Here is an 11,286-nt window from a genome sequence, read left to right on the forward strand (position 1 = left end):
ATAATCGGTCGGTTCGCGCTATTAATCGGTCGGTCCCCCTAATTATTGGCCCACTGGCTTAATTTATCTTCCGAATTTCTGCTCCCTCAAGAAAAGCTACAATGTCCTCTACCGCTTCTGTAAAGTAGACGCGGTAATTATGTTCACTTACATATCCTAAATGAGGGGTTGCCAGGACGTTAGGTAGCGTACGATATGGATGTTTCTCTGGCATTGGCTCTTCCTCAAATACATCTAAGCCTGCTCCTACAATCCTGTTTTCTTCTAGTGCTTTTATTAATGCCTCTTGGTCTACGATTGCTGCTCGTGATGTATTGATGAGATAAGCGCTACGCTTCATCTGCTCTAATTCCTGCTTGCCTATTATTCCTCTTGTTCTGTCACTTAATACAAGGTGAACCGACACGAAGTCACTTGTTTTCAAGAGCTCTTCCTTTGAATTTGCTAAACGAACTCCTAGTTTATCTGTATCTTCCTTCGTAAGGTTTTGACTCCATGCAATAACGTCCATCCCAAATGCTTGGGCTATCGTGGCCATACGTCCTCCGATTTTACCCAATCCAAGGAGTCCCAACGTTCTTCCGTGTAAATCCGCTCCTACTGTGCTTTGCCATGGACCGTTTTCTCTTAAAGCTCTATTCTCCAAAGTAATATTTCTAGCGAGATTTAAGAGTAGAGCCCAAGTAAGCTCAGTCGGTGGCTCCGAGGAGCTCGCAGTACCACAAACAGTTACTCCATACGTTGAAGCAGCAGCTAAATCAATCGAGGCATTCCTCATCCCTGAGGTGATTAAGAGTTTTAATTTAGGTAATTTTTCAAATAAAGAAGCCGTGAATGCAGTTCGTTCTCGCATAATCACAATAATTTCATACTCTTTGATTTCCTCTATTAAATCTTCTTCGTTTTCGAAATGCTGTGAGAAGGAGTGTACCTCCACCTGCTCCTCAATAGTCGCCCAGTCTGCCATTTTTAAAGCGACCTGCTGATAGTCATCTAAAATTGCACATTGTAATTTCATCGTCATTTCCTCCTCACTTATTACTTCACATAATCCCAAATTATTTGCACAATCAATAATACGGTTACTACTCTTAGTAAAGGCTTAATATGCTCTGATTTTAATTTTCGGGCAAGCCTTACACCTAGCTGCGCTCCAATAATTGCACCAATCATTAAAGCAATGGTCACTGGCCACATGATCTTCCCCGTGGATATATACGTAATAGAAGCACCAAAGCAGCTTGCGAATACACCGATTCTAGCAAGGCCAACAGCCCTGATGTATGCAATTTTCTCGCTAGCATACAAGTAAAGGGCAAGGGTGCTGCTCCCTGGGCCAAACATTCCATCATAAATGCCTATACCTAATAAGGATGGTATTGTTTTTCTATTCAACTGAAAGGTCGATGTCCCATCAAAATTTCCTTTTCCCATAAATGAGTTGATGAAAGCAAAGCTTAATAACAGGATGGCTATGACCATGAGTGTCTCCCCACTTAGAAAGGATGCCGTAAGTCCCCCTAAAATTCCTCCACCTAAACAAAATACTAGAACAGACAACGCTTCTTTCGCTGACACTTCCTTTTTAGTAAAAATAACTAAAAAGCTAGATAGGGAGCTCACAGTATTTGAAACCTTGTTGGCACCAATAGCTGAATGAATCGGTAAGCCCATTAGCAGCATCATTGGAAGACTGATCAGTCCTCCCCCTCCAACTAGCGTACCAACCATATTTCCTGCAATCCCAATAATAAAAAATATTAGAAATTCCATTATTTTTCCTTCTTTCTAAACTTCTCTGTTAATTCAGCATACTCCTCCATTTATGATAAGTAAATTTGATAGAATCTATCGTTTCTCATTTGTAAAACTTATGGTAAGGAGCAGGAATCTGCATTTCTTTCCTAGAAGTAGTAACTAGAGGAGGTTTTTATATGAAAAGACTCATACTTTTAACACTTCTATTAGTTGGTTGCTCAGAAGAAGCAGCTGAACCAGAAAAAGAAGCCGCAGATAAAATAGCAACCAATTTAGAAATCCCTTGGGCAATCAACCAACAGGACAGTATCTTTTATATATCAGAGAGAGTAGGTACAATAGCTGTCATTGATGGGTCTACCGTTACCCATGAGGAAGTCATTTTTTCGGATACCTTGTCCTCCGCGGCAGAAGCCGGACTTCTCGGCTTTGTATTAAAGTCTGACTTCAGTAAAACCAATGAGGCATTTGCCTATTATACGTATGACAAAGACGGGGAATCCTTTAATCGTGTAGTGACTCTAAAACGAGAGAATAATCAGTGGCAGGAAACTGAAATACACCTCGATGACATTAAGACCGGTAATATCCATCATGGTGGACGACTGGAGATAGGTCCTGATCATAAGCTATATGTAACTATTGGAGATGCAGGTGACCCTGAGCTTGCTCAGGACGAAAATTCCTTGAACGGTAAAATTGTGCGAATGGAAGAGGATGGATCATTCCAAATTTTCTCCTCTGGTCACCGTAACCCACAGGGACTTGCCTGGCACGAGAATGGGACTCTTTTTGAGGCAGAGCATGGCCAGTCAGCTAATGATGAGGTCAATTTAATTGAGCAAGGAAAGAACTATGGCTATCCCATCATTGAAGGATCTGAAACTAAGAACGGCTATGTAACACCACTTATCACTTCTGGCAGTAACGAGACATGGGCACCCTCTGGAATAACCTTTCACAAAGGAAAGCTATATGTCGCTTCCCTACGCGGAGAAGCTGTAAAGGTCATGAATGTAGAAACTGGTAAGGTTGAACAATCCATCACTGGCTTCGGTAGAGTACGTGATGTCTTCTCTAATGGGGAATCGGTGTACTTTGTCACTAATAATACCGATGGACGTGGTAATCCAAGCGAAGAAGATGATATCTTATATAAATTAAACTAAATAAAGAAAGTAAAAAAGTGAAATCGGATTTTCCGGTTTCACTTTTTGATGGAGGTATATCCAGCCTCTTACCTTTAAATCTTTCGCTTATATTTTAAGGAAATTGCTTGGTCCTCTAGGTTACTCTCATAAGATTGCTCCTCGTGTTGAAAGATAAAGCCACGTGACTCGTAAAAAGGAATTCCAAGCATATTGTTTTTGGCTACCGACACCCATTGCTCGTGCGCACCATACTTCGATTTCTGAACATCCGATAAATAGTTTAAAAGCTTGGTCCCGATCCCTTTATTTCGTTTCTCTGGATCCAAGTAAAGAACGTATACTTCAGCAATTCCTTCTTCATCTACCCCACCGCCTATAGCTCCAACTATTTCATTGTTCAATAGAGCGACGAAGTATCCGTTCCAAAAACGATTGGTTTCTGCAATTTCCTTTTCAATTCTATCCACAGTATAAAACTTTTCAATTACACCTTCTATGTATTCCATGGAATATAAATTCTTGTATGTGTTCCATTGGGCTGCCACACATACATCCACGATCCCTTGTTCATCTCCAGGCATTGCTTTCCTTACTATTACCTGGTCAACCTTAAGACACAAAGCTAATTGGATTCCGGCACTTCCTAAGTACCTGTGCCCCTCGTCGATAAACCCATTTTTTAAATAGACAGCCTGTGCAGCTTTATTAGCCTCATTTACACCGAGCACAACCTGCTTAATAGATGGAAAATGCTCCATTACAAACTGGGGTAAAAGCTGCATAGAAAACTTTGCTATTCCTCTCCCTTGGAAACTAGGATGAACAGAATAACCCCTAAGTAGGATACTTTCTTTCATATCCGTATAATTTAACTTATCGTCTCCAGTGTCCAATACAAAAAATCCAGCCACCTGTTCACCGTCTAAAATAACAACCGGTGTATAGGTAGGACACATTTCAACCTTTTTAAGCATTTCTATTGGGTGTCCTGTGAAACCTAATTGCTCTTTAGACAACGGATAATTTTCTAATGCCTCTTTATGCTTGGACTCATAAATGACCAATGAAATCATATTTCTCCCTCCTCTTTTAATTAGCATATCATAAAATTTCTGCTAGACTAGAGGTACTTAAGGAGAGTGATTTCAGTGAACATTGCCATCATAGGAGGTGGTATTGGAGGACTTTGTGCAGCAGTTACTCTGCAAAAGCAAGGTCATGAGGTGCACGTGTTTGAGTCTGCTCCAGTTTTCCACCCAATTGGTGCTGGAATAGGAATTGGCTCCAATGCTATGCAAGCACTAATGGAGATTGGTGTTGGAGAGGAGATATTCCGCAATGGCTATATCCTAAACACACAAGTCTTTCAGGACATGCATGGAAAAGTGCTCAATACGATCGATTTCTCGGTTCTAAAAAAAATGTTTGGACAAGAGAATATCACCATCCATCGAGCAAATCTTCATCGAACCTTTCTCGAAAATCTAAAAACAAATACCATTGAATTTAATAAAAGATGTATACGTATTAAGCAACATAAGGAGAGGGTCACTGCTTTTTTCGAGGATGGGACAGCCTTTGAAGCTGAGCTTTTAATAGCAGCAGACGGCATAAACTCTCCTATTCGCCAACAGCTCGTTCCTGAATCTAAACCAAGATATGCTGGGTATACTTGCTGGAGAGGGATAACTGAAAACAATGGTCGAGTAAAAGAATTTACATCCACAGAGCTTTGGTCCACAAAAGGGAGATTTGGTATGGCACCTATGAAAGATGGTTTCATTTATTGGTTTGCTTGTATTAACACCTCTCCAAGAAATCCAACCTATCAACAGCTTGAACCTAATGAAGTGTCATCTATCTTTCATCATTTCCCTGAAACGGTTTCCGATATTATTGCTAGCACACCTTCAGAACAAATTCTTCACCATGACATTTCAGATATCAAGCCACTCCGAAATTTTGTGTTCGATCGAGTTGTCCTATTAGGTGATGCAGCCCATGCGACTACACCAAATATGGGTCAGGGTGCTGGACAAGCTATTGAAGATGCAATCGTCCTCGGCAATGGCTTTAAACAATTTGAAGATATAAGAAGCGTATTAGATTTTTACAATGAAAAACGAGTAGCACGCACCGGAAAGGTAATTCGTCTTTCCAGACAAATTGGAGCAATTGCCCAAATTTCTTTTAGCCCAATAGCAGCTGCTCGTGATTTGTTCTTTCCCCTTCTCCCTTCAAAGTCTTTACTATGGCGTCTTAAGTTCTTATTTGATGTAAAACTATAAGAGCTGATGGAAGGGTGCCAGCTTTGGACTTTTCCTTATAAGATAGAAAAAGTGCCCGCATTAGCAGGCACTTTACTATTCTTTATCCAGTATTTTTTCTAGAATTTCAATGACACGGTCGTTTTGTCTTTCAATGTTTTTTAATCTCTTTTCGATTATATTAGAAGAGAAAAATACGATAAGTACTAATGCTATTCCTGCTATTATATCCAAAACTATTTCCTCCCCTTAATATATTTGCAATCCTAAAGCATCATCAATCTCTATATGCTTTGGAACCTTTAAGTGAATATAGGTCATACCTCTTACATTCTGATAGGAATAGGTTTCGCCACTGCTAGCTTTTGGTAGATTTACTAAACGGTTAGAAAACTCACTAAACTCCAGATTTATTCCTATTGGCTCCTTCACAGATAAATGGTTTCCAGCCCAATATAGCTCATGTAAGGGAATTATTTTATCTAAGAGAATACCTTCTATAATAAAGTTAGATCTATATTCTTTACCTTCTATCAATTGATTTGTAGCATCTGTCCATTCTACAACAAATCTAGTGGAATAAGAATCAGTGCCTTCATAGCCTATAGATAACGTATTTCCACTTAACTCATGAGACCACTCATCTATTAGAAATCTTTCAGTAAGATTATTCTCCTCGTAGTTTTTTAAAGCTTCTTCTAATTCAATATTTTCTACTTCTAGCACCTGAACTTCTTCCTCCGTCAACAGCTCTAAATGGTTATTAGGCATGAGCTCATAAACTAACATTGCTATAAATAGTATGACAATATAAGCGAAAACGATATATTTTTTAAGCTGCAAGGAACCATGTAAATTTTTTGTACTTTTCTTTATACCACCTATTAATATAAAGGATATTAATAATATTAGAACAATAGGGAGCAGACCTACTATGAACGCTATCCATACACCATTCACGCTCTTACCTCCCATCTATTAGATACTGCAACTGAAATTAAAAAGAAAATTACTGATAAACCAAATATTTTAAGCATGAATACCCACAAGTTTCCCTCTACTATAAAGAAAAATTCTATAATATTAAGCCCTATAGAACTCATTACTATCCCAACGAGAATTATCGGAAAAATTAATATCAATGCCTTATGCTTTTGGACTAAGGATCCCATTAAATATCCAAAGGAAGTGAACATAGATATTAAGATGAATAGTAAGAGTAAAGTTTGCATTGTTGCCACAGGCTCATCCAGTATTCCCGGGCCGTCAATAAATACCACGTTACTAAACAATACCTGATATAATCTCAACAAATATGTACATAAAAAAGTAGTAACCGCCGCAACGGCACTGACAATCATCAACACCACAATATTCGCGATGTTGCTACTTAGGCGTGTGGAAACAAACGTAAAATCATCATAACGGTAGGCCTTCGTCGTGATTAAGTTCCCTACAAATACTGCCCATGCAGCTACAAAGAATAAGACCCCATCAAGTGTGTATGTGTTGATAGTAATTTCTGTACCAATACTGCTTGTTCCTATCATTCCAGTGCTACTAGTAAGAAGTAAACCTAATAGTTGTATAAATATAAGCGATAGAACAGCCCCTATATATGCCTGTAATTTGAATTTAACCTGCATCCTTACTATGCTTCCTAAACTGACATTACTTAAAAACATCATCAATCCCCTCCTTTGTTTCACTCGTCACATACATACACACATCACTCGCCGACAAAGCCTGGGGCATAGCACCCTCTGTTCGAGCCTTCTCTATAGAAGAATTGTATTTTACAACAACATATTTTCTTTGATGATCTAACTGCTTGGAGAAATAAACCTCTTCCCCTTGCGTCCATCTTTCAATATCAGTTGCATTCCCCTGTAATCCCACGGCATACTCTCTTATTTCATCAAGCGGTTGATGTAAAACCACCCTTCCTTGGTGAATCAAGAGGATATCCTCCAACAAGTGCTCAATCTCTGCTAAATGATGGCTAGAGATTAAAATAGAACGAGGATGAGCTATATAATCCTTTAGCAACGCTCGGTAAAAGTCTGACCTTACTGCTTCATCCATCCCATTCATCGGTTCATCAAGCAAAGTTAGCTCACAACGAGTAGAGAGCCCAAAAATTAGATTAAACGTAGCAGCTGTTCCTTTAGATAAGCTAGAGTGATTAAGCTTAGGATTTAATTTGAAATAATCCATTAGTCTTTTAGCAAGCTCTCCATCCCATTTTTTATAAAAGGCTGGAGCCATGTTCAAAATCTCTTCTAAATTCAGTGTGTCAGGAAAAGTCATTTGGTCATCCACTAAAATACTGTTCGCAGATACTAACAAATCATTATAGGGACTTCTATCGAAAACGCGCACTTCTCCAGAACTATGGCTGGTAAAACCAGATAGTATTTTCAGTAAGGTTGTTTTCCCAGCTCCATTGCGGCCAATTAGCCCTGTAATTTTCCGATCACTTAGCTCGAAGCTTACATCCTCCAAAGCATTCGTCCGATGAAAAACTTTTTTGACATTTCGACATTCAACTACCTTCATTAGACTTCCTCCTCACATTTATGTATGAGTTGAATTAGCTCCTCTTTGGTTATTGACAATCTTTTAGCTTCCATCACTAAATCTGATACCATTTGCGTCAACGTCTGGTCTCTCCGTTTAGCTAATATCATTGCCTTGGCTTCTGTCGCTACGAACATTCCCAGTCCCCTTTTCTTATATAAAATCTCTTCTTCTACTAGTATCGTTAACCCCTTCGCTGCAGTCGCTGGATTAATATTAAACAGCTCTGCAAGCTGGTATTGGGAGTAAATTTTCTCATCATCTTTAAAATGCTCGGCTATAATTTCATTCTCTAACCATTCCGCAATTTGTACATAGATGGGCTTTGCACTATCCGAATTTAAAATCATTGCGTTAAGTCTCCTCTCAATCTAAAGTTAGTGCATTAGTGATGTAATGTAGTATATAACATAAAAATATAATTGTCTATACAATTTGGACAATAAAAAAAATCACACCCTTAGGATGTGATCAAGAACTCAAAGAATTTATTGCCGATAAAGAACTTGATAAGAATAATTACTACAAATGTAAAACCTATTAAAAGATAACCTACTATATTTTTTATTTTCATACGACTAATTTAGCTCTATATCAAAATTTAAGTTAATCGGTTCTGCAGGCATATTATCCGGAGCTTTTAAATTGGTTGTTGGAGTTTTCTCATCTACTTCTTCAAAAGTAAACTCATCCATCCATACCATTCCGGAGCCTTGTAGTAAAACACCGAAATATATCGCTCCTGCATGCTCGGGTACATCTAAGACGACGCTATAATAGTTCCACCCAGTTGTACCAGTAATAGGACGATTACTCATATTATCAAACTGAAGGGTATCGCCATCCTTGGCGTCAATGCGCATCCAAAGACCTGCAAATCCTTGTATATCCTCAGTTTTAATAAAACAAGAGAGCTTTAATCGTTTCCCACAGTATTTACTAGCATGGAACTGTTGCATAACTGTCCCAAACTGTTCTTCTCCTACTGGCTTAATGGAACGCAAATAACCGGAAGCATTTCCCTTGTGCACCACTTGAAAATCTCTACCCATCTCAAAGTTTTGTGGGGTTGCCCCACTTAAAAACCAACCATTCATAACCTCTACCTCCTCTGTTTTTTCTAGTAAGGTTCGCATGAGTGTTCGATACTTCCCTGGTGGCAAACCATGCACCTTACGAAAAGCTCTCGTAAAAGCTTCCTGGGACTCAAATTGATAAATTAAGGCCAAGTCCAAAATTCGTTCATCTGAATAAATTAGTCTTTGAGCTGCCAAGGTAAGTCTCCTATTACGAACATACTCGTGTAACGACATTCCAACCTTTTGTTGAAATAACCGATGGAAATGATAAAAAGAATAGCCAGTGACTTGTACCACTTCTTCATGTCGAACTGGCTCCTCCATTTTCTGTTCCAACCAGTTGATCGTCTGATGAATGATCTTCATTCGCTCATGCACCTCCTATTAACTACAGTTTATATGGTATAGGCTAGAATATTTTGATATTTTTTGCGGAAGTTTGGCGACCGACCGATTATTGGGGAGAACCGACCGATTTTTCACTGGAACCGACCGATTATTTGGAAAAACCGACCGATTTTTTACTCGAACCGACCGATTATCTCTTTTTCTATAAAAGGTTCTCTTATTCGATCCACATTCTTTTAAATTCATCGACTTTATAATTCGTAAAGTTGCTTGCTGCGAGTTTAACTGTAAAAATTCTCTACATTCTTTATTATTCAAGCTGTCTTTTACTAGAATAAACCATTCTTTTATTGCTTTTTCATGTGCTTTACGATTTACCTGTCCACACGCCTCACAATACCAACCAGCTTTAATTTTCTTCATTCCGAACAAAGAACAAACAGGACACTGAACACCTTTAATCAAATCTTTCGGATCTATTCCCCAGGTTTCACATATAGGGTAAGGCCAATAATCCTCATGATTGTTCTTTAAACTATTAGTCACCTGCTGAAACTGTTCTAGCGATAGGTAAGCCTTCTCTCTTGGGAGCCCCCATATAAAGTTGAGGATAGTAGTAGGATACATAATAGGAGAGGTAACTGGAGATTTATGAACTCTTGACTTTGTAGATCCTAATATTATTGCTCCTATTACTGGAATATCTAAACCATTCGTTTTTAACCATTTTTGAAGCAAATTAATATTTCGTTCTAATTGAACCTCTGGGCTCTCATATATATCTACCTGACCACTTTCTAACTCTCTTCTTAAACAGAATGGATCTCTTTCAAAACTTAAGGTTCCAACAATATTCTTAGACTCTAAAATTAGTATATAATGTCGAGTAATGAATAAGGCATCAATTTGAAATTTACCATTAGAACTCAGATTTAAGTCTAACAAAACTGCATAGTCAAAAGGAAAACTATATTTACGGAAAATGGCTTCTACATTTTTCTCTCCTATAATACCTGCTTTAGCAGATAATATTTTGGAGTGAATACGTTCTTTTAGTACATGATTATTACCTAAGCGTTCATACAGTGCTTGTAAGCCAATATAATTATAATTAATAGCCTGCTCTTTTAAAATCAAATCTTCCCTCCTTTTTGCATAATATAACATAATTTTAGAAAATGTAAATTTTACACATTTAATAACTTTTTTATTTTCCCTCCAATTATCAGCTCTTTTTTCTATTTTCCTCGTTATTACTCTTTGAAAATTTTATTTTGATTGTTTCTGTCGTATATAGTTTCTATTTCCCGGGAAATGTCAATTTAGAGGAAAAACTTAAAGGTTGTATTCGACATAAATTATAAATTGCAACGGGATTCTCAGTTGTATGCTTCGATGAAGAGATTATCTTTCGCTTTGGTAATAATAAAAGTAAAAAAAGCCGCCACCGATTACTGGGTGACGACTTCCTTTAGTTGCCCAAAGACTTCCTACTCTTGCAAGGGCGACCCTCCAACTACCATCAGTGGCTGCGAAACCAGATGGGCGGCAGATTTCTTCGTCAGCCTCGGTCGTTCGGTTCCTCGAACTCTTTACCCCTCCGGCTTCTCGCACACTTCCTTAGGGAGAGAGATTGACCTTCGGCTCTTTCCTGTAAAAGACAAAACAAAAAAGCCGCCACCGATTACTCGGTGACGACTTCCTTTGGTGCCCAGCGACGTCCTACTCTTGCAGGGGCGACTCTCCAACTACCATCGGCGGCTGCGAAACCAGATGGGCGGCAGATTTCTTCGTCAGCCGCAGTCGTTCGGTTCTCGCGTATGCCATACGCTCCGAGCCTCTCTTCCTTGCTTCCTCGAACTCTTTGCCCCTCCGGCTTCTCGCTCACTTCTTTAGGAAGAGAGTGCCTTCGGCTTTTATAAAAGACAAAACAAAAAAGCCGCCACCGATTACTCGGTGACGACTTCCTTTGGTGTCCAGCGACGTCCTACTCTTGCAGGGGGAGACCCCCAACTACCATCGGCGCTGAAGAGCTTAACTTCCGTGTTCGGTATGGGAACGGGTGTGACCTCTTCGCCATCATCACTAGACTTTTTCGGCTTT

At 39.0% G+C, this 11,286-nt stretch carries 13 protein-coding genes and 1 rRNA gene; 2 read left to right on the plus strand and 12 right to left on the minus strand.

All coding sequences use genetic code 11. The annotated features are described in order from the left end of the window. Nucleotides 1-58: 58 nt before the first annotated feature. The gene (locus tag M3627_RS19215) at nt 59-1,018 is read right to left on the minus strand and encodes a D-2-hydroxyacid dehydrogenase family protein (RefSeq protein WP_251557086.1); all 960 of its coding nucleotides are present in this window, start codon (nt 1,016-1,018) and stop codon (nt 59-61) included. 20 nt (nt 1,019-1,038) lie between these two features. Further along, nucleotides 1,039-1,773 (minus strand): sulfite exporter TauE/SafE family protein, encoded by a 735-nt coding sequence (locus M3627_RS19220; protein ID WP_251557087.1) that lies wholly within the window; start codon nt 1,771-1,773, stop codon nt 1,039-1,041. A 161-nt stretch (nt 1,774-1,934) separates the two neighbouring features. Between M3627_RS19220 and M3627_RS19225 the strand changes: the two genes are divergently transcribed. Next, entirely contained in the window at nt 1,935-2,927 is a 993-nt protein-coding gene (locus M3627_RS19225) for a PQQ-dependent sugar dehydrogenase (protein ID WP_251557089.1), read from the plus strand. Between the two features lie 74 nt (nt 2,928-3,001). Here the strand turns inward: M3627_RS19225 and M3627_RS19230 are convergent, their stop codons facing one another. After that, a complete protein-coding gene (locus M3627_RS19230; RefSeq protein WP_251557091.1) occupies nt 3,002-3,982 on the minus strand; it encodes a GNAT family N-acetyltransferase in 981 nt (326 codons plus the stop codon). A 75-nt stretch (nt 3,983-4,057) separates the two neighbouring features. Here M3627_RS19230 and M3627_RS19235 point away from each other — a divergent pair, with 75 nt between their 5' ends. Beyond that, on the plus strand, nt 4,058-5,197 hold the full coding sequence (locus tag M3627_RS19235; RefSeq protein WP_251557092.1) for an FAD-dependent monooxygenase: 1,140 nt from the start codon (nt 4,058-4,060) through the stop codon (nt 5,195-5,197). A 75-nt stretch (nt 5,198-5,272) separates the two neighbouring features. On the opposite strand, the gene M3627_RS19240 is transcribed toward M3627_RS19235, so the two are convergent. From M3627_RS19240 to rrf, 9 genes are all read right to left on the minus strand, one after another. Further along, nucleotides 5,273-5,410, minus strand: coding sequence for a hypothetical protein (locus tag M3627_RS19240; protein WP_251557094.1), 138 nt, complete (start codon nt 5,408-5,410; stop codon nt 5,273-5,275). 15 nt (nt 5,411-5,425) lie between these two features. Further along, nucleotides 5,426-6,136: a hypothetical protein gene (locus M3627_RS19245; protein WP_251557096.1), complete on the minus strand. Its 711-nt coding sequence runs from the start codon at nt 6,134-6,136 to the stop codon at nt 5,426-5,428. Then, on the minus strand, nt 6,133-6,864 hold the full coding sequence (locus M3627_RS19250; protein WP_169361122.1) for a hypothetical protein: 732 nt from the start codon (nt 6,862-6,864) through the stop codon (nt 6,133-6,135). The genes M3627_RS19245 and M3627_RS19250 overlap by 4 nt, the downstream gene beginning before the upstream one ends. Then, nucleotides 6,848-7,735 (minus strand): ATP-binding cassette domain-containing protein, encoded by an 888-nt coding sequence (locus M3627_RS19255; RefSeq protein WP_169361121.1) that lies wholly within the window; start codon nt 7,733-7,735, stop codon nt 6,848-6,850. The genes M3627_RS19250 and M3627_RS19255 overlap by 17 nt, the downstream gene beginning before the upstream one ends. Then, nucleotides 7,735-8,106 (minus strand): GntR family transcriptional regulator, encoded by a 372-nt coding sequence (locus M3627_RS19260; protein ID WP_169361120.1) that lies wholly within the window; start codon nt 8,104-8,106, stop codon nt 7,735-7,737. The genes M3627_RS19255 and M3627_RS19260 overlap by 1 nt, the downstream gene beginning before the upstream one ends. 228 nt (nt 8,107-8,334) lie before the next feature. Then, nucleotides 8,335-9,201, minus strand: coding sequence for a helix-turn-helix domain-containing protein (locus tag M3627_RS19265; RefSeq protein WP_251557098.1), 867 nt, complete (start codon nt 9,199-9,201; stop codon nt 8,335-8,337). Nucleotides 9,202-9,219: 18 nt separating this feature from the next. Continuing rightward, complete coding sequence (locus M3627_RS19270) at nt 9,220-10,320, minus strand: nuclease-related domain-containing protein (RefSeq protein WP_251557101.1); 1,101 nt, start codon at nt 10,318-10,320, stop codon at nt 9,220-9,222. Nucleotides 10,321-10,587: 267 nt separating this feature from the next. Then, nucleotides 10,588-10,797, minus strand: coding sequence for a hypothetical protein (locus M3627_RS19275; protein WP_169361117.1), 210 nt, complete (start codon nt 10,795-10,797; stop codon nt 10,588-10,590). Nucleotides 10,798-11,157: 360 nt separating this feature from the next. Beyond that, nucleotides 11,158-11,273 (minus strand): 5S ribosomal RNA (gene rrf / locus M3627_RS19280). Nucleotides 11,274-11,286: the final 13 nt, after the last annotated feature.

Origin of the sequence: Psychrobacillus sp. MER TA 171 (assembly GCF_023713305.1) — a bacterium.
GTDB lineage: Bacteria > Bacillota > Bacilli > Bacillales_A > Planococcaceae > Psychrobacillus.